Source organism: Sinomonas cellulolyticus (assembly GCF_014656475.1).
GTDB lineage: Bacteria > Actinomycetota > Actinomycetes > Actinomycetales > Micrococcaceae > Sinomonas > Sinomonas cellulolyticus.
In genome coordinates this window covers 96,251-114,774 of sequence record NZ_BNCM01000009.1, presented here as the reverse complement: position 1 = coordinate 114,774, position 18,524 = coordinate 96,251, and the positions used below count along the sequence as shown (strand labels likewise).

At 69.8% G+C, this 18,524-nt stretch carries 15 protein-coding genes and 2 riboswitches; of the genes, 12 read left to right on the top strand and 3 right to left on the bottom strand.

The genetic code is table 11. The annotated features are described in order from the left end of the window. Positions 1-65: 65 nt before the first annotated feature. A complete protein-coding gene (locus tag IE231_RS12480) occupies positions 66-800 on the bottom strand; it encodes an MBL fold metallo-hydrolase (protein ID WP_189694291.1) in 735 nt (244 codons plus the stop codon). Between the two features lie 106 nt (positions 801-906). Between IE231_RS12480 and IE231_RS12475 the strand changes: the two genes are divergently transcribed. The 4 genes from IE231_RS12475 to ocd all read left to right on the top strand — a co-directional run bounded on the left by IE231_RS12475 (position 907) and on the right by ocd (position 4,988). Beyond that, positions 907-2,589: a DHA2 family efflux MFS transporter permease subunit gene (locus tag IE231_RS12475; RefSeq protein WP_189694290.1), complete on the top strand. Its 1,683-nt coding sequence runs from the start codon at positions 907-909 to the stop codon at positions 2,587-2,589. Between the two features lie 34 nt (positions 2,590-2,623). Next, on the top strand, positions 2,624-3,382 hold the full coding sequence (locus tag IE231_RS12470) for a dienelactone hydrolase family protein (RefSeq protein ID WP_189694289.1): 759 nt from the start codon (positions 2,624-2,626) through the stop codon (positions 3,380-3,382). A 4-nt stretch (positions 3,383-3,386) separates the two neighbouring features. Further along, a complete protein-coding gene (locus tag IE231_RS12465; protein WP_189694288.1) occupies positions 3,387-3,818 on the top strand; it encodes an Lrp/AsnC family transcriptional regulator in 432 nt (143 codons plus the stop codon). A 138-nt stretch (positions 3,819-3,956) separates the two neighbouring features. Further along, positions 3,957-4,988 carry an ornithine cyclodeaminase gene (ocd, locus tag IE231_RS12460; RefSeq protein WP_189694287.1) on the top strand — a complete coding sequence of 344 codons (1,032 nt, stop codon included), beginning with the start codon at positions 3,957-3,959 and terminating at the stop codon, positions 4,986-4,988. Positions 4,989-5,076: 88 nt separating this feature from the next. On the opposite strand, the gene IE231_RS12455 is transcribed toward ocd, so the two are convergent. Then, positions 5,077-7,245 carry a transglycosylase domain-containing protein gene (locus IE231_RS12455; protein WP_189694286.1) on the bottom strand — a complete coding sequence of 723 codons (2,169 nt, stop codon included), beginning with the start codon at positions 7,243-7,245 and terminating at the stop codon, positions 5,077-5,079. Positions 7,246-7,532: 287 nt separating this feature from the next. Here IE231_RS12455 and IE231_RS12450 point away from each other — a divergent pair, with 287 nt between their 5' ends. After that, positions 7,533-8,747, top strand: a complete 1,215-nt coding sequence (locus IE231_RS12450; RefSeq protein WP_306341566.1) for a trypsin-like peptidase domain-containing protein — start codon at positions 7,533-7,535, stop codon at positions 8,745-8,747. 72 nt (positions 8,748-8,819) lie between these two features. Beyond that, the gene (locus tag IE231_RS12445; protein WP_189694284.1) at positions 8,820-9,284 is read left to right on the top strand and encodes a GatB/YqeY domain-containing protein; all 465 of its coding nucleotides are present in this window, start codon (positions 8,820-8,822) and stop codon (positions 9,282-9,284) included. 66 nt (positions 9,285-9,350) lie between these two features. Here IE231_RS12445 and IE231_RS12440 read toward each other — a convergent pair whose 3' ends face one another. Then, entirely contained in the window at positions 9,351-9,971 is a 621-nt protein-coding gene (locus tag IE231_RS12440) for an L-threonylcarbamoyladenylate synthase (RefSeq protein WP_189694283.1), read from the bottom strand. Positions 9,972-10,054: 83 nt separating this feature from the next. On the opposite strand from IE231_RS12440, the gene IE231_RS12435 reads away from it, so the two are divergent. From IE231_RS12435 to gcvP, 6 genes are all read left to right on the top strand, one after another. Continuing rightward, entirely contained in the window at positions 10,055-10,306 is a 252-nt protein-coding gene (locus IE231_RS12435; RefSeq protein WP_189694282.1) for a hypothetical protein, read from the top strand. Positions 10,307-10,372: 66 nt separating this feature from the next. Then, entirely contained in the window at positions 10,373-11,248 is an 876-nt protein-coding gene (locus IE231_RS12430; RefSeq protein WP_189694281.1) for a metal-dependent hydrolase, read from the top strand. A gap of 10 nt (positions 11,249-11,258) precedes the next feature. Beyond that, positions 11,259-13,808 (top strand): Tex family protein, encoded by a 2,550-nt coding sequence (locus IE231_RS12425; protein ID WP_189694280.1) that lies wholly within the window; start codon positions 11,259-11,261, stop codon positions 13,806-13,808. Between the two features lie 47 nt (positions 13,809-13,855). Next, positions 13,856-14,476, top strand: a complete 621-nt coding sequence (locus IE231_RS12420) for a GNAT family N-acetyltransferase (protein WP_229866845.1) — start codon at positions 13,856-13,858, stop codon at positions 14,474-14,476. Then, entirely contained in the window at positions 14,466-15,221 is a 756-nt protein-coding gene (locus IE231_RS18275; protein ID WP_201896890.1) for an excalibur calcium-binding domain-containing protein, read from the top strand. The genes IE231_RS12420 and IE231_RS18275 overlap by 11 nt, the downstream gene beginning before the upstream one ends. A gap of 134 nt (positions 15,222-15,355) precedes the next feature. Further along, a riboswitch (glycine riboswitch) is annotated at positions 15,356-15,454 on the top strand. A gap of 1 nt (position 15,455) precedes the next feature. Beyond that, a riboswitch (glycine riboswitch) is annotated at positions 15,456-15,560 on the top strand. A 37-nt stretch (positions 15,561-15,597) separates the two neighbouring features. Beyond that, positions 15,598-18,513 (top strand): aminomethyl-transferring glycine dehydrogenase, encoded by a 2,916-nt coding sequence (gcvP, locus tag IE231_RS12410; RefSeq protein WP_189694279.1) that lies wholly within the window; start codon positions 15,598-15,600, stop codon positions 18,511-18,513. Positions 18,514-18,524: the final 11 nt, after the last annotated feature.

Genomic DNA, 18,524 nt, shown 5'->3' with positions numbered 1-18,524 from the left:
GGCCAAGACTACTGTCGGCCGCGGCGGCGAGGGGATGGCCCGCGCGGAATCAACGGCGAGCTGGTTCAGCGAGCTGCGCCGCTGCCGTCGTGAGCGGCGCGCACGACGGCGTCGATCGCCGCCGCGATCCCGTCCCGCCACGGCGTTCCGTGCCCGGGCAGCACCCAGCGGGCCTCGGTGGACCGGAGCCGCTCGAGCGAGGCGAGGGCCTGGGCTGGGTCGTCGGTGAAGGGCGCGGGCTGCGGGCCGCTCCGCCCGGTGAGCACGTGACGGGTCGTGAGGCCGTCGCCCACGAACACGGCGTCCACCGAGGGCACGTGGAACGCGACGCTGCCGGGGGAGTGCCCGGGCAGGCCGATGACGCGCGGAGATCCGGGCAGGTCGAGGACATCCCCGTCTGCGAACTCGTGCACCTCGGAGACGTGGACCGGACGCAGGCCCCCCTTCGTGGCCGCGTAGGCGAGGAATCTGAGGACCGGGCCGATCCTCATGGGGCCCCACGAGGGCTTGCTGGACTCGAGGCCGCGTGCCCGCGCGCTGTCGGCGGCATGCGCCCAGACCGGGACGCCGTGCTCTCGCCGGAGACGCTCCGCGAAGCCAAGGTGGTCGGGGTCCCCGTGGGTGAGGAGGACGGCGCGGATGTCCTCGGTCCGGCGGCCCATCGCGGCCAGCTCGGCCTGCAGGTCCTTCCACTGGCCGGGGAGGCCCGCGTCGATGAGCGTGATCCCGCCCGGCTCGACGACGAGATAGGCGGCCACGAGGTCATTGCCGATGCGGTGGAGTCCGGGCGCGAGTTCCATGGCGCCATCGTAGCGAGCGCCATGCTTCGCTCGGCGGGTTGATATCTCGACAATCGAGAAATACTATAGTCGAATCACTCTCGGTGCATCACGGAAGGCTCCGCCCATGTCACGCCGGTCCCAGTCCCGCAGCGTTCCACCCACCGCTCCCGCCTCGGCGGAAGCGAATGCCACCGGCCACGGGCGACGGCGATGGGTTGGCCTCGTCGTGATCAGCCTGGCCGTCTCGCTCATCATCGTGGACTCGACCATCATCAACGTCGCGATCCCCTCGATCGTCAAGGACCTCGGTGTGGACTCAACCGGGGTGCAGTGGGTCCAGGAGTCGTACACCTTGGTATTCGCGGCACTCCTGCTCGTCTTCGGTACCCTCGGAGACCGCGTCGGCCGGCGGCGTCTGCTGGTGCTCGGAGTGGTCCTCTTCGCGCTCTCGTCGGTGGCCGCCGCCCTCGCCCCCACGGGCGACATCCTCATCGCCTCACGCCTCGTGCAGGGCGTGGGCGGAGCCATGGTCCTGCCCTCCACGCTCTCACTCGTCAACGCCGGCTTCAGGGGATCGGAGCGGGCCATCGCCTTCGCGGTCTGGGGCTCCACCATCGGCGGAATGTCCGCCGTGGGGCCCCTCCTCGGCGGCTGGCTGACCACCTCGTTCTCGTGGCGGTGGGCCTTCGGGGTCAACATCTTCGTCGCCCTCGTGATCGTCGTCGGTGCCTTCGCCGCGGTTCCCGAATCGAAGGACGGGATGCGCCGCCCACTGGACCCGGTAGGGGCGGCCCTGTCCGTCGTCGCCTCGGCGTCGCTCGTGTTCGCCCTCATCGAGGGGCGGACCTATGGGTGGTGGGCTGTGAGCCACCGCCCGAGGATCGGCTCGTGGGAGTGGCCTGGCGACGTCTCGCCCATCCCCTTCGTGTTCGCCGTGGCCTTGGTGGGCATCGCAGCGTGCGCCCTCTGGGCCGTCCGTCGCGAGCGGCTCGGGCGGGCGAGCATGTTCTCGGCCGAGCTCCTGCGCATCCCCTCGTTCCGCAACGGAAATCTGGCCGCACTCGTCGTCTCGCTCGGGGAGTTCGGCATCATCCTCGCGCTGCCCATCTGGCTCCAGAACGTCTTGGGCTTCAGCGCACTGGACACAGGTCTCATCCTGCTGGCCCTGGCCATCGGCTCGTTCGCGGCGAGCGGCCTCGCCGGGGCGTTGGGCCACCGCGCGTCCCCGGTCGTGATCGTCCGCGTGGGCCTCGTCGCCGAAATCGTCGGGGTGGCCGGCCTCGGGGTCGTCATCGGCCCTGACACCCCGTGGGGACTGCTGGTCCCGTTCCTCTTCATCTACGGCTTCGGCGTGGGGCTCGCGACCGCGCAGCTGACCGGCGTGGTGCTCAAGGACGTCCCCGTCGCCCTGAGCGGACAGGCCTCCGGCACCCAGAGCACGGCGCGGCAGGTCGGCTCGGCCCTGGGCATCGCGATCCTCGGCACCGTCCTGTTCTCCTCCGCCGGCGGCCTCCTCGGCAGCTCCCTCGACGGCCGCGGTGTGCCCGCGGGCCAGCGCGACTCCATCGTCTCGGCCGTCGTCGACAGCTCGGGCGCAGCCATCGCCGGATTCGCCGCGACGCCCGCCACGGCACCGGTCGCCCAGGATGCGAAGGCTGCCTTCTCAGAGGGCACGCGCTATGCGGCGTTCTCGGCGGCGAGCTTCCTCGTGGTCGGACTCCTCGCCACCCTCTCCCTCGGCTCCGGGGGAGAGAGGCGGCGTGGGCCCGCCCAGACCGAGACGGAGCGGGAGACTGCGCGAGCCTGAGCCCGCGCCCAGCGCGCGCCGCTATCCTGTGCCCATGCCTACCGAGCTCATCGAGATTCCCGCCCCCGACGGGACGGCCGAGGCCGTCGTCGCGCGTCCCTCCACGGGCGATGGCCCGTTCCCCGGAGTCATCCTCTACATGGACGCGTTCGGCCTCCGACCCCGCATCGAGGAGATGGCCCAGCGGATCGCCGACTGGGGCTACGTGGTCCTCGCGCCCAATGTCTTCTACCGGGAAGGCACGGTCCAAGACCTCGCACCGGGAGTGGACATGACCTCGCCCGAGGGGCGCCAGGCTGCCGGGCAGGCCGCCTTCCCCCGGGTCGGCCGTCTCACCGCGGACAAGGCGGTGGCCGACGCCGCGGCGTGGATCGCTGCCCTGCGCCGCCTCGACGGCGTGGCGCCAGGGCCCATCGGGACCACGGGCTACTGCATGGGGGCGCGGCTCGCCGTCCGCACGGCGACGTCTCAGCCACAGGAGGTCGCCGCCGTCGGCGGCTTCCATGGAGGCGGTCTCGCCAGCGACGAGCCGGACAGCCCTCACCTCCGCCTGCAGAACGCGCGTGCGCGCTTCGTGTTCCTCCACGCCGACCATGACCGGAGCATGGGCCCCGACGCGATCGCCCGGCTCGGCGCCGCGCTCGCCGACGCCGGGCTTGAAGCCTCCAACGAGCTCTACCCGGGCGCCGCCCACGGCTACTCGATGGCCGACACGTCCTCCTACGACGAGGCTGCGACGGAGGAGCACTTCCGTCGCCTGCGCGAGCTCCTCGACACGACGTTGACCGTCTGAGCGCGTGCCAGAACTGACAGACCTGGATCGACGTCTGCTCTCGGCGCTGCGAGAGGACGGCCGCGAGTCCGTGGCCAACCTCGCGCGCCGGCTCGGGGTCACGCGGGCCACGGTCAGCAGCCGGATCGACAAACTCGTCTCCTCAGGCACCATCGTGGGGTTCACAGCACGCGTCCGCGAGGAAGTGGACTCGGAGGAGATCCATGCCGTCACCCTCATCGAGGTCGAGGGCCGCAGCACGGGGAACGTCATCGCATCGCTCCGCGGGCTCCCGGAAATCACAGCACTGCACACTACGAACGGCCGCTGGGACCTCGTGGCCGAGGTGCGCACGGACAGCCTGCGCGGCTTCGACGCGCTCCTCGGAAGGATCCGCGGAATCGAAGGGATCGTCAACAGCGAATCAAGCCTGCTCCTGAGCTCGGTTCTGCGCTGAACTGACCATTGTGCGTGGGTGCGCATGTCATTCCGTCGGGTCATTGCCCACAATTCATCCGTTTCGTTCATTGTGGATGAAAATCGACCGCTTCTACCGTTGACGGGTACCCGCAATCCACGCAAGGAGGCGCACGCGATGGCGCAGTTCGTCGATGTCCGAGCCATGGTCACCTGGGCCGCAGACAGGGGCCCCGAGGAGATCATCGCCAGCATGATCGACTACCTCGAGGAAGACTTCCGGCGATGGGAGGCCTTCGACAAGACCCCGCGCGTCGCCAGCCACACCCGATTCGGCGTCATCGAGCTCATGCCCACGAGCACGGAGGACGAATACGGGTTCAAGTACGTCAACGGCCATCCGTCCAACCCCGCGCGCGGCTACCAGACCGTGACGGCGTTCGGCGTTCTCGCGGACGTCCACAACGGCTACCCGACCTTCCTGGCCGAGATGACCGTCCTCACCGCGCTGCGCACTGCGGCGACCTCGGCCATGGTCGCCAAGCACCTCGCCCGCCCAGACTCCAAGGTCCTCGCCCTCATCGGCGCCGGCACCCAGTCCGAGTTCCAGGCCCTGGCGTTCCGCAGGGTGCTCGGGATCTCCTCGTTCCGTGTCTGGGACACTGACACGGCGGCGACAGAGAAGTTCGTGCGCAACCTCGCGGCGAACGGCGTGGAGATCGTCGTGACGGATTCCGCCGCGGAATGCGTTGAGGGCGCGGACATCATCACGACCTGCACGGCGGACAAGACCAACGCGACCATCCTCACGGCTGACCTCATCCGCGCAGGCGTGCACATCAACGCGATCGGCGGCGACTGCCCCGGCAAGACCGAGCTCGAGCCAGAGATACTCGGACTCGGCGACGTTTTCGTCGAGTACACGCCACAGACCCGCATCGAGGGCGAGATCCAGCAAGTGGCCCCCGACTTCCCAGTCACCGAGTTCTGGGAGGTCCTCCTCGGGCGGCGGCCGGGCCGCACGTCGCCCGAGCAGATCACTGTCTTCGACTCGGTCGGATTCGCCGTCGAGGACTTCTCCGCACTGCGCTATGTGCGGGACATGGTCGCGGGCACCGACTTCGCCGAGGAGATCGACCTCATCGCCGCCCCAGAGGACCCCAAGGACCTATACGGCCTCGTTGCCGCGGCGGCACCTGCCCGCCTATAGCACCACGGGCACGTGGCGAGCGCACGACGCCGGGAACCTACCCGCCGTCGTGCGCTCGCCGGGTCCGGAGGTGCTTCTCCAGGGGCCGCTACTTCTTGCCGGGTGTGATGAGGCTCGGGGGCGGCGGGTCGAAGTTGCCGTGGTCGTACAGGCCGAGGACCTTCTGCATGTAGTAGGCCCACTGAGGCCCTGCGATGTAGGCGCCGTCGATGTTGGGCCAGAACCGGCCGTTGACCATCACGTTACGCCCCAGATGGTCCTCGGGATTCCCGAGTGCCTCGCCGAAGAACGAGGCGGTCGCGAGGCCCTTCGTGTACCCCACCAGCCACGTCTGGCTGTTGTACTGGTTGGTGCCGGTCTTGGCGGCGTCCGGGACCCCGAGCGTGATCGTCTTGCCTGCGTCATCCTTGATGTTGTAGCCCGAGCCCTTGGTGAGGACGTCCTGGAGGACGTTGGTCACGGCCTTCGCGACGTCCGGCTTGATGGCGCCCGGCTGGCACTGCTGAGTCTGCCCGCCCAGCTGCTTGCCCTGCCAGTCCTTGACCGTGGCGATCGACCACGGGACGCAGTACGTCCCGTTTGCCGCGAACGTCGCGTACGCGGAGGCCTGGGTCATCGGTGAGACATTCATGCCGCCGAGCAGGTTGCCGAGCGTGGAGAGGTCCAGCTTCTGGTTCTTGCCGGCGCCGTCGCGCATTCCGAGGGCGTCTGCCGCGCGCTGGATGTCGCAGAAGTCGCTGAGGGCCGCCGCGGAGGCGAACGTTGCGGTATTGATGGACTGGTAGATGCCCTCGCGCACCGTCATGGGCCGGTACCAGTTCGGCTCGTCATTCTGCAGGTCGGGGGCGGTGCCGAGGGCCACCGTCGTGTCGTCATAGGCGCCGGTGACCTTCGCGCAGGTGTCCCGCCACGGGTGGTTGAGGGGATAGCGGCGCTGCGCCGCGTTGACGATCGCGTCCGTCTGCTTGCCCTCGCTCAGCCACGCGGTGAGCGTGATCGGCTTGACGGAGGATCCGGGCTGGAATCCTCCGGCCCCGCCCAGGTCGTTGCCATTGGCGTCCGTCTTGTCCACGTTGAAGTTGTAGCTCGTGACAAAGTCCAAGCCCTGCCCGGGAAGCATCCGGGTGTTCTGGGCCATGGCGAGGACCTTGCCCGTGCCCGGCTGCACCGTCACGAGGGAGGTGCCCCACTTGTCCGGATTGGCGCCCGCGGTCGCGTCCACCTGGGCCTGCGCGGGCCCCTGCAGACGAGGGTCGAGGGTCGTGGTGATCGTGAGCCCGTTGCGCGTGATGTTCTGGTAGCGCGCGTCGGGCGTGTCGCCGTAGGCGGGGTCGTTGAGGATCTGGTGGAGCACGTAGTCGCAGAAGTACTGCGCCTGCGTCGCATAGGCGCAGCCCTGGTGCGGTGGATTGATCTTCAGCTGGAGCGGGGTGGCGACGGCGGCGTCGTGGTCCTTCTTGCTGATGTAGCCGTGCTGCAGCATCGCGTCGAGCACCAGGTTGCGCCGGGCGACAGAGCTCTCCGGGTACTGCGTGGGGTCGTAGACGGACGGGCCGTTGACGAGTCCGGCGAGCAGGGCGGCCTGCGGGAGTGTCAGATCCTTGGCATCGACGGAGAAGAAGTACTGGCTCGCAGCCTGGATGCCGTACGCGTGCGTGTTGAAGAAGACGAGATTGAGGTATCCCGCCAGGATGTCGTCCTTCGAGTACTTCTTCTCGAGCGCGATCGCGAGCTTCATCTCGCGCAGCTTGTCGCCGAGGCTCTTCTGGCCGTTGAGGAGCACCGTGGGGTCCTCGCCCTGGGCCAGGGAGTTCTCCTTGAGCACGTTGGCCACGTACTGCTGGGTCAGGGTGGAGGCGCCTTGCCGGTCGCCCCGGACGTTTGCCATGACGGCGCGCAGGATGCCTGTCGTGTCGACCCCGCCGTGATCGTAGAAGCGGTAGTCCTCGATCGCGATGATGGCGTTCTTGATGTTGGGTGACATCTGGTCCAGGTTCACCGGCGTCCGGTTCTCGCTGTAGAGCGTCGCGATGCCCGAGCCGTCCGCTGCGACGATCTGGGTGACACGCGCCGGCGGCGTGACGGTGAGCTCCGTGGGCAGTCCGTCGAAGAACTGCACCGTCCCATTCGTGGCGCCCCACGTCGCCGCTGCCACAGGCATGAAGATCCCCGCCACGAGGGCCCCGCACACGGCGCTGATGACGAAGAAGGCCAGGAGCCTCCCGACGGCCTTGAACGCGCCGCTGACTCTGCCCATGGTCCGATCCTAGGGGGCCAGTGTGACGTGGACGATAACTTTAAGGCCGCTATTGGCCGCGGGCGGCAGGTGAGCACGATCAGCGTCTCTGTCCCTGCGTAGTGGCTGAGCGATGGCGAGAGGCGCCGGGGGCAGCGTACAGCGAACGGAGCGCGGGTAGAGCTTCTGTCCCGTGAACAGAGTGAGCGCAAAGAGACGCGCGTCGTCTCTCGTCATCGAGACTGCGGCGTGGCACGATTGCCACGTTCGACGGGGGCGGGCCGCCCCTGTAACACGGAGGGGCTGCCATGTGGGGAATGGGACAAGCTGGAGTATTCGTCGCGGTCTGCTCCTTCCTTCTGACCGGCTGCAGCCCGCAGCCCACGGCCACCACGCAGACGACTCCAAGCAGTACGGCTGCAGCTGCGGTCCCCCGATCCGTAACGGATGCGCCTACCGTGACCGTGACGGCAGCGGCGCCGACAGTAACCGCCCAGACCCGGAGTTGGGCTGATACAGCCGCCGCCGTCGAGGGAGGAGTCGTGCGGATATCGACAGTCACGTGCGACAATTCGAAGGCTGGCACTGGCGTCCTCCTTGATCCCAGCCACGTCCTCACGGCGGCTCACGTGGTGCACGGCCAGGCGTCGGTAACCCTTGCTCTGGGAGGATTGATCACTCATGCGTCAGTTGTGGGTCTAGACCAAGGGCGCGACGTTGCGCTGCTCTTGGCGGACGCTCCCCTGAGCGGCCGGGTGCTTTCGCTGGCCACCGTTGAACCCCGGCCAGGCGACGACGTCGCCGCACTTGGCTTCCCGTCCTCGCGTCAGCTGACCCTCACCACGGGACGTGTCAGCGGGCTGGACCGCCATGCCCAGTATCAAGGACTCCCGCTGGTGCGAGGGCTGTTCGAGGCCAACCTTACGACAATGCCCGGGAACAGCGGTGGCCCCGTCGTCACCATGGGCGGCGACGTAGTGGGGGTCGTCTCAGGAACTGTAGGCGAAGGAAGCGGGCTGACTCTTGCAGCAGACGCCGTTTCGGCAGGGGGGCAGCTCGCGAGCTGGATGCAGCAGAACACCGTCCTGCCAGCGGCCGCCTGCCAAGTCCGCAGCGCGGCCGACCTTACCCGAGTCGCATACACCCTGAGTTCCTCGCACCCGGACGCCGTCGACGTCGGCCAGACGCTCTACAACCACGGCATCTACATCAACCAGAGCCTCTATGAGGGAGCGTTCAGCCTGCTCAGCACGCGTCAGCAGTCGGCTCAGGGCGGATTCGTGAAGTGGGCCTCCGGGCTCGGCACCTCCTTCTGGCGATCGCTCGCTGTTGACAGCGTCACCGGCTCCGGAGACGTTCTCACCGCAGACGCCCGTCTCACAACAGTCCAAGCGGCGCGCTACGGTCGAAATGGGCAGACGTGCTCCGTGTGGCGCATCCGCTACACCGTGGTGTGGGACGGCCAGGCCTGGCGAATCGACGACGCCCAGACGCCGTGGGGCGACCCGTCACCGTGCCCCTGAACCCTCGCGTGCCTACGATCGGGAGGTGGGCCCAGCCTCCGAGGCGGGTCTGCACACCAGAGGAAGGTAGCCATGCCCACGCTCAAAGAACGACTCCAGGCCGACGTCGTGACCCACATGAAGTCCGGCAACAAGACGGCCCTCGCCACGGTACGCAACGTGCTCGGCGAGATCGAGACGCGCGAGAAGTCGGGCAAGACGCCCGTGACGCTCGACGACGCGCAGCTCACCACGCTGCTGCAGAAGGAGGCTTCCAAGCGGCGTGAGACGGCCGAGATCTACGCGCAGGCCGGCGAGCAGGACCGCGCCTCCGCCGAGATCGCCGAGGCAGAGGTCATCGAGCAGTACCTCCCCAAGCCCCTCACCCGTGAAGAGGTCGAGGCGATCGTTGACCGCACGATCGCGGACCTGACCGCGGGCGGGGCCGAGCTGTCGATGCGGCAGATGGGCCAGGTCATGAAGCCCGTCACGGCCGAGGTGGCCGGCCGGTTCGACGGCAAAGCCGTCAGCGAGATCGTCCGGGCGCGCCTGGGGTAGAGGCTCCGTCGGGGTCCGGACGACGGCGGGTGGGGACCCGCCGTCGTCCGCTCGTCCCTGATGTGGCTACTCGAAGCGGCTCGGATCTCCGGCGCCGAGCCGGGCGATTTCGGCGCCGCCCGAAGTGAAGTCGACCACTGTGGTGGGCTCGGAGCCGCACTCGCCGGCATCGATGACCGCGTCCAGGACGTTGTCGAGCCGCTCCTTGATCTCCCAGCCGTCCGTGAGCGGATCCTCCTCGCCCGGAAGGAGCAGGGTCGAGGACAGGAGCGGCTCCCCGAGCTCCCGCAGGAGGGCCCGGACCACGGGATGGTCGGGGATGCGCACACCCACGGACTTCTTCTTGGGGTGCAGCATCCGCTTCGGCACCTCCCGCGTGGCCGGGAGGATGAAGGTATAGGGCCCGGGGGTCACCGCCTTGATCGCCCGGAAGACGTCATTGGGCATCTCCACGAGCTGGCCGAGCTGGGCGAACTCCGCGCACACGAGAGTGAAATGGTGCTTGCTGTCGAGGTGCCGGATCTGCCGGATCCTCTCCAGCGCGTCGCGGTTGCCCATCATTGCCCCCAGCGCATAGCAGGAGTCCGTGGGGTAGGCGACGAGCCCGCCGTCGCGCAGGATCTGGACGACCTGGGAGATTGCCCGGGGCTGCGGATCCACCGGGTGCACGTCGAAGAATCTGGCCATGCCCGTCAGCCTACGCCCGCCCAATCTGCAACTCTCCGAGGCCGTGGACGAGAAATGTCGGAGCCCCTCCTTAGCCTCGGTATATGAGCACAGCAGCAGTCGTCATCCCGAACGCGGAGAACACCGCACACCGTGAGCCGGCACCGCGCCGTCCCGCCGTGGCCCTCGTCCAGGACGATCTCTGCACCGACTGCGGCAACGTCCTGGGGGAGGCCGAGGAGTACCGGTGCTCGGGCTGTCTGGACCTCGACGCGCACATGTGGTGCCGCGACTGCGGCGCGGTCCTGAAGGACTCCGACCTCTCGGCAGGCGTCTGCGCCGACTGCACGGCCTGAGCGCCGAGCAGTGCGAGAACCGGGACCACCGTCCCCCTGCAGCTGCCGCCGGAGGTCCCGGGCGGCATGATGGGGGCGCACCACGCGGCCTGTGGCGCAGCAGCCTGGGTCGCGCTGACTACCCGTGTCCACTTCGACCTCACCTTCGCGACGTCGCTCCTCCCGCACGAGCTGGGAGTGGGACCGATCACGTTCGACCTCGGGTGGCCGATCTTCCAGGCGACACCGGTGGGCATCGTCATCGGGGCCCTGGTGACGGCGGGCGCTGCCCTGCTCCCTGACGCCGACCACCGCAGCGCGACCATTGCACAGTCGCTCCCTCCCGTCTCCAACGCCCTGTGCGCGAGCATCGGGGCGATCGCAGGCGGCCACCGCAACGGCACCCACTCGCTCGTGGGCATCGCCGGGTTCGTCGCGCTCGCATGGTTTGCCGGCCACTGGACGGTAGAGACGCCCTTCTGGGGCACCGTCTACGTCGGCGCGGGCCTGGTCTCGCTGCTCCTCGTCTCGTTCGCCGCGAAAGTCCTGGGTATCCTCCCGGACGGAGTGCAGAAGCTGCCGTGGATCCTGTCGCTGCCGCTCGCGGCTTTCGTGGCCTTCTACGCCCCGCACGAGCAGGACTGGTTCCCGCTCGCCGTCGGCATCGGCTGCGGCGTCCACGTGGCCGGCGACCTGCTGACCACGGGCGGCTGCAACCTCATCTGGCCCTTCCGGGTGCGCCGCCCCACCTTCATGCACCGCACGCCGATCATCCGCACCGTGTGGCGGCGTGGTGGCCACCTGTCCCTGCCGATCCTCGGCGACGCGGGCTCTTGGCGCGAATGGCTCATGCTGGTGCCGGTGAGTGTCTACGCCGTGATCGGCGTGGGCACGTCCCTCGTGCAGCTGGGCAGGTCCGGCCTGCTCTGGGCAGGAACGCTGTGGGGGCTTCCCGTCCCCTGACAGGTGCCCGATGGCGAGGAGTGTCGGCACCGTAGGGCAGAGTAGGTCCGTGAGCATCGAGACTGCCCCCAGCCAGAAGCGCCCTGCCCTGCCCAGCGACGAGGAGACGGCGGAGGCGATCGCGCGGACGATCGCCACCGAGCTCGGGGTCGCGCCATGGCAGGTCAAGGCGGCCGTGCAGCTGCTCGACGGCGGGGCGACCGTGCCGTTCATCGCCCGCTACCGCAAGGAAGCCACGGGGACTCTGGACGACGCCCAACTGCGCGACCTCGAGGAGCGACTCCGCTACCTCCGCGAACTCGAGGACCGGCGTCGAGCGGTCCTCTCCGCGATCGAGGAGCAGGGCGCCCTCACGGACGAACTCCAGGCTGCCGTCCTCGCTGCGGCCACCAAGGCCGAACTCGAGGACCTCTATCTGCCCTACAAGTCCAAGCGCCGCACGCGGGCACAGATTGCACGGGAGGCCGGCCTCGAGCCTCTCGCCGATGCGCTCCTTGCTGCCGCGGAGCAAGACCTCGATGCCCTTGCAGCCGCCTACCTGAACCAGGAGCACGGTATCGCCAGCGCGCAGGACGCCCTGGCCGGCGCCCGTGCCATCCTCACCGAGCGCGCTGGGCAGAACGCCGAGCTCGTCTCGGGGCTGCGCGAGCGGCTCTTCCGCGGCGGTCGGATCCACTCCGAGTCCAAGGGGGCCGGCGCGGGCGAGCAGGACGGCAAGTATGCCGACTTCGAGGACTACGTCCAGCCGGTCGACTCCCTGCCCGGACACCGCGTCCTCGCCCTCCTGCGGGGAGAACGTGAAGGCGCCCTCTCGCTCGGCATTGCGGAGGCCGATCCGCGGGACGAGGCCGCCCTCGCCGAGGCCCGGTCCGCCTACGAGTCCGCAGTCGCCCACGCGCTGGGGGTCCGCTGTGGATCCACGACGCCGGTGGGGAAGTGGCTCGCCCAGACGGTCAAGGTCGCGTGGCAGGGACGCCTTCTGGCGAAGCTCGAGTCGGACCTGCGGTCGCGCCTGTTCGAAGGCGCCGAGGAGGAGTCCGTGAAGGTCTTCGCTGCCAACCTGCGCGACGTGCTGCTTGCCGCGCCCGCCGGAAACCGCACCGTGCTCGGCCTCGATCCCGGCCTGCGGACCGGGGTGAAGGTCGCGGTCGTGGACGGCACTGGCAAGGTGGTAGACACCGCGACCATCTATCCGCATGCCCCCGCCAAGAAGTGGGAGGAGTCGCTCGCGGTGCTCGAGAAGCTCTGCCGGGTCCACGGCGTCGAACTCGTCGCTGTGGGCAACGGGACCGCGAGCCGCGAGACCGACCGCCTCGCGGGCGAACTCCTCGGACGGCTCGGCCTTCCCCGCAGCGCCAAGGTGATCGTCTCGGAGGCCGGCGCCTCGGTGTACTCCGCCTCCGCCCTCGCCTCGGCCGAGCTCCCCGGCCTCGACGTGTCCCTGCGCGGTGCCGTCTCCATCGCGCGCCGCCTCCAGGACCCGCTCGCCGAGCTCGTGAAGATCGATCCCAAGTCCATCGGCGTGGGCCAGTACCAGCACGACGTCACCCAGTCGAAGCTCGAGCGGACGCTGGACGCCGTGGTGGAGGACTGCGTCAATGCTGTCGGCGTCGACGTCAACACAGCCTCGCCCGCACTCCTGGCCCGGGTCGCGGGCCTGGGACCGACGCTGAGCAGGAACATCGTCGAGTACCGGGACGCTCACGGCGCCTTCGCCTCGCGGGCCCAGCTGAAGAAGGTCCCGCGACTGGGGGAGAAGGCGTTCGAGCAGTGTGCCGGCTTCCTGCGCATCACCGGCGGCACGCAGCCACTCGACGCCTCGGCCGTCCATCCGGAGGCGTACGGGCTGGCGGCCCGCATCCTCGACGCCGCGGGCGGCTCCAAGGAGCGCGTCGCGACGCTGGACCCCTCGGCGTTCGCCGACGAGCGCTTCGGACTGCCGACCGTGCGGGACGTCATGGCCGAGCTCGTGCGGCCCGGCCGCGATCCCCGGCCCGAATTCGTCACGGCTTCCCTCACCGAGGGCGTCGAGACGATCAACGACGTCAAGCCGGGCATGATCCTCGAGGGCACCGTCTCCAACGTCGCCGCGTTCGGTGCCTTCGTGGACCTCGGTGTCCACCAGGACGGGCTCGTGCACGTCTCCGCGATGAGCACCAAGTTCATCTCGGATCCTCGTGAGGTGGTGCAGTCGGGCCAGATCGTCAAGGTCAAAGTTCTCGACGTCGACGTTCCGCGCAAGCGCATCTCGCTGACGCTCCGCCTCGACGACGAGGTGGGTGGCGGCCGTGCCGAGCGCAGCGGCGGCGGCCGGGCCGAGCGCAGCGGCGGGGGAGCGGGCCGCGGTGGTGCGGACCGCCGTCGTGCGCCGCAGGACGCACCGGGAGGTGGGAGCGGCGGGAGCCGCGCCGGGCAGAACGATGCGGGCCAGCGGGGTGCGGGCCAGCCGGGTTCGGGCCAGCGCCGTGGCGAGTCGGGTGGCGGCCGCGGCGGCCAGGGGCAGGCCCCGGCGGACACGGCCCTCGCCGATGCCCTGCGGAGGGCCGGGCTCGCCCGCTGAGACCGGCTCCCGGAATCGGCGCCCGGCTGGGTCGGTAGGGTGGTCGGGTGACAGACCCCGTGCTCATCCCCGGCTCCCGCGCGGCCCTGCGGGACTGGACGCCCGCTGACATCGAGGCCTTGCGCCGATGGATCGTGCCCCCCGAGCAGGGGGTGCACAAGTGGCAGCTCTTCGACGGTCCCTTCTACGCCCGCTGGACCGCCGAGGGCGCCAACGGCTGGTGCGACGGCCTGCTGCGGCGCGCGCACGACGGCGACTGGCCGGCGGTGCGCGAGCACCTCGCCGTCGTGGACAGCGCGACAGGCCGGTTCGTGGGCCAGGTCTCGTGGTACTGGGAGGAGCGGCCCACCGAGGAGTCCGCGGACGGCACGGCACTCCTGCCGTGGCGCAGGCTCGGGCTCGCCATCTACGATCCGTCCGATTGGTCCGCCGGCTACGGCACCGAGGCGCTCGCCCTCTGGACGGACTACCTCTTCCGGACCGCCGACGGCGACCGGCTCGACTACGCCACGTGGAGCGGAAACGCCGGGATGTGCCGCATCGGCGCCAAGCTCGGCTTCACCGAGGAAGCTCGGTTCCGCAAGGCCCGCAAGGTGCGGGGCGAGCTGTATGACGCGGTCGTCTACGGCGTGCTCCGTGAGGAATGGGAGGCGCGGCGTGCTGGCTGACGAGCTGTTGGGCGGAGCTGCACCGCATGACGAGACCGCGGAGGAACTGCGGCCCCGGCGTCGCCCGGGAACGCCGTCAGCCGGCTGGGTGGCGGTCGTGCTCGTCGCTGCGGCGGCGTGCGCGGCCGTGGCGGGCCTCGTCGTCGCGCCGGTCGTGGTGCTCGTCCTGGCCGCGGCCGTCCTCGGCGTCGCTGCCTTCTGGAGGTCGGGCGCGGCCCGTTCGGCCGGCGCCAGTGTGGTTCCCCGTCCGGTGGTGTGGGCGAGCGTCGTCCTGCTGCTGCTCGGCGTCGGCGCCACCGCCGTCCAGGCAATGCGCGGCCCATGGACCACGGGCCTGTCCCCTTCGCTCTCTGCCTCTGCGTCCCGTCCAGCCGTGGCTGCGCCCGAGGCGGGCTCCGAGACCAGCGGCGCGCCGTCGCCGTCGTCCGCGACGGGCGCGACAGCCACCGCGGCCCCCACCTCGAGCCCCGCAAGTTCGGCGAGCGCCCCGGAACCGGCGCCCTCAGGGCAGGGCCAGGGCGCGGGGGTTCCGCAGGAGCCGCCCTCGGCCGCAGCCCCTGCAGCACCGCTCGTGTCAGCCGCCACACCACCACTGGCGACCGTGCAGAGCACCGCTCCGGCCCCCACGCCGACCTACAAGAACTGCGGAGCGCTGCGCTCGCTCGGGATCCAGACCCTCCGCCGCGGCGATCCGGGGTACAGCCCCCGGCTCGATCGGAACGGCGACGGGATCGCCTGCAACTGAGCGGGCAACGGGGGACGCTCCCACGCTGTTCGCGGAAAGTCATGCCATTTGCCGATGTGACCCTCGGCATAGCACAATTGGACTACGCCCATCGCGCCCGTGTGCGCCGAGCGGCGGAAACTGAATACAGCCTCTGATCTGCGGCGGGAGAGTCCTGCGAGCATGAGCAAGCAGGCGCCGTAGGAGCAACACCTCCCCAGGAATCTCTCAGGCACCTGTACCGCCGCGGCAAGGCAACTCTGGAAAGCAGCGCCCCTTCCCAAGGCAAGCGCTCACCGACGGTGCAAGCCGGGCTCTCAGCCCAGCGGAATCTCTCAGGTCCGATACAGAGCGGGGAGGAACGAAAGTCAGAAGCCGCCCCCGGGCGGCCAGATGGATGGAGTTCCCCGTGACGGACCTTTCCCCCGCAGCGTTCGTCGACCGGCACATCGGTGCCCGTCGCGACGCTGACATCAAGCACATGCTCAATGCGGTGGGGTACGACAGTGTCGACGCCCTCGCGTCGGCCGCCGTGCCGGAGAGCATCAAGCAGGACAAGCCGCTCTCCCTCGGCACCGCGCTCACGGAGGCCGAGACCCTCGCGACCCTGCGCGGCCTGGCCTCGAAGAACAAGCTGCGCGTGCAGATGATCGGCCAGGGCTACTACGACACGATCACCCCGCCGGTGATCCGCCGGAACATCGTCGAGGACCCCGCCTGGTACACGGCGTACACGCCCTACCAGCCGGAGATCTCGCAGGGTCGCCTCGAGGCCCTGCTGAACTTCCAGACCGCCGTCGCGGACCTGACCGGCCTGCCGATCGCCAACGCGTCGCTGCTGGACCAGGCGACCGCCGTCGCCGAGGCCGTCCTCCTCATGCGCCGTGCCAACAAGAACAAGGACGCCGCGAACGGGCGCACCGTGCTGGACGCGGACCTCTTCCCGCAGTCCCTCTCGATCGTCAAGGGCCGCGCGAAGGCGCTCGGCTTCGAGGTCGAGGTCGCCGACCTCTCCAAGGGCCTCCCTGAGGGTCCGATCAACGGCATCGTGATCCAGCAGCCGGGCGCCTCCGGTCTCGTCACGGACGCCACGGCGCTCATCGCCGAGGCCAAGGACCGTGGCGCCCTCGTCACCGTCGCGGCCGACCTTCTGGCCCTGACCCTTATCAAGTCCCCGGGCGAGCAGGGCGCGGACATCGCCGTCGGCTCGGCCCAGCGCTTCGGCGTGCCGCTGTTCTACGGCGGCCCCCACGCGGCCTTCATGTCCGTGCACAAGGGCCTCGAGCGCCAGCTCCCGGGCCGTCTCGTGGGCGTCTCGAAGGACGACACCGGCATGCCCGCCTACCGTCTGGCCCTCCAGACCCGCGAGCAGCACATCCGCCGCGAGAAGGCCACCTCCAACATCTGCACCGCGCAGGCGCTGCTGGCGATCGTCGCCTCGATGTACGCCGTCTACCACGGCCCCGAGGGCCTCAAGGCCATCGCGCAGCGCACCCACTCCCACGCCCGCTCGCTCGCGACGGCGCTCGCCGGCGCCGGGGTCGAGCTCGCGCACCGCAGCTTCTTCGACACGGTCACCGCCAAGGTCCCGGGCCGCGCGGCCGCGATCGTCGAGAAGGCCGAGAAGCAGGGCGTCAACCTCCGCTTCGTCGATGCGGACACGGTCGGCATCTCGTGCGACGAGGCCACCACGGCCGAGCACGTGGCCATCGTCGCCGGCGTCTTCGGCGCCGGCGCGGCGGGCGACGGCGTCGACACCCACGCGGGCACCGGCACCGGCGAGGGCTTCGAGCTCGAGACCGCCATGCTCCGCTCGAGCCAGTACCTCACGCACCCCGTGTTCCACTCCTACCGCTCCGAGACCCAGATGCTGCGCTACCTGCGCCGCCTCTCGGACCGCGACCTCGCGCTCGACCGGACGATGATCCCGCTCGGCTCCTGCACGATGAAGCTCAACGCCACCGTCGAGATGGAGTCGATGACGTGGCCGGAGTTCGCGGGCATCCACCCGTTCGCCCCCGATGCCCAGACAGCCGGCTGGCGTGAGCTCATCTCCGAGCTCGAGACGGACCTCGCCACGATCACGGGCTACGACCAGGTCTCCATCCAGCCCAACGCCGGCTCCCAGGGCGAGTTCGCGGGCCTCCTCGCGATCCGCGGCTACCACGCCTCCCGGGGCGAGGGCCAGCGCGACATCTGCCTCATCCCGGCCTCGGCTCACGGCACCAACGCCGCCTCAGCCGTCCTCGCGGGCATGAAGGTCGTCGTCGTGGCCACCGCCTCCGACGGCACCATCGACCACGATGACCTCAACGCCAAGATCGAGCAGCACCGCGAGAACCTCGCGGCGATCATGATCACCTACCCGTCCACCCACGGCGTGTACGACGCCGACGTGCGCCAGGTCTGCGACGCGGTCCACGAGGCCGGCGGCCAGGTCTACATCGACGGTGCCAACATGAACGCGCTCGTGGGCCTCGCCCAGCCGGGCAAGTTCGGCGGCGACGTCTCCCACCTGAACCTCCACAAGACGTTCTGCATCCCGCACGGCGGCGGCGGCCCCGGCGTCGGCCCGGTCGCGGCCCGCGCCCACCTCGCCCCGTTCATGCCGGGCGACGCGACCCAGTGGACCGGCGAGGAGGGCCAGACGGCGATCCCCGTCTCGGCGTCCCGCTTCGGCTCCGCCGGCGTCCTGCCCATCTCATGGGCGTACGTGAAGCTCATGGGCGGCGAGGGCCTCACCGAGGCCACCAAGTCCGCCCTGCTGGCGGCCAACTACATCGCCAAGCGCCTCGACTCCTCCTTCCCGGTCCTCTACACCGGCGAGGGCGGCCTCGTTGCCCACGAGTGCATCCTCGACCTGCGCGACCTCACCGCCAAGACTGGTGTGACCGCGGAGGACGTCGCGAAGCGCCTCATCGACTACGGCTTCCACGCCCCGACCCTCGCGTTCCCCGTCGCGGGCACGCTCATGGTCGAGCCGACGGAGTCGGAGGACCTCGGTGAGATCGACCGGTTCATCGACGCGATGGTCTCCATCCGCGCCGAGATCGACCAGGTCGGCACCGGCGAGTTCGAGCTCGCCGACTCGCCGCTGCGCCGCGCCCCGCACACCGCGGCTGCGGTCGTGTCCACCGAGTGGGACCGCCCCTACACCCGTGAGCAGGCGGCCTTCCCGGGCAAGACGCATCACCAGGATAAGTACTTCGCCCCGGTCGGCCGCATCGACGGCGCCGGCGGCGACCGCAACCTGATCTGCGCGTGCCCGCCTCTCGAGGCGTTCGAAGAGGCCGAAGCGGCTCTGGCCCACTGAGCGAGGAGACT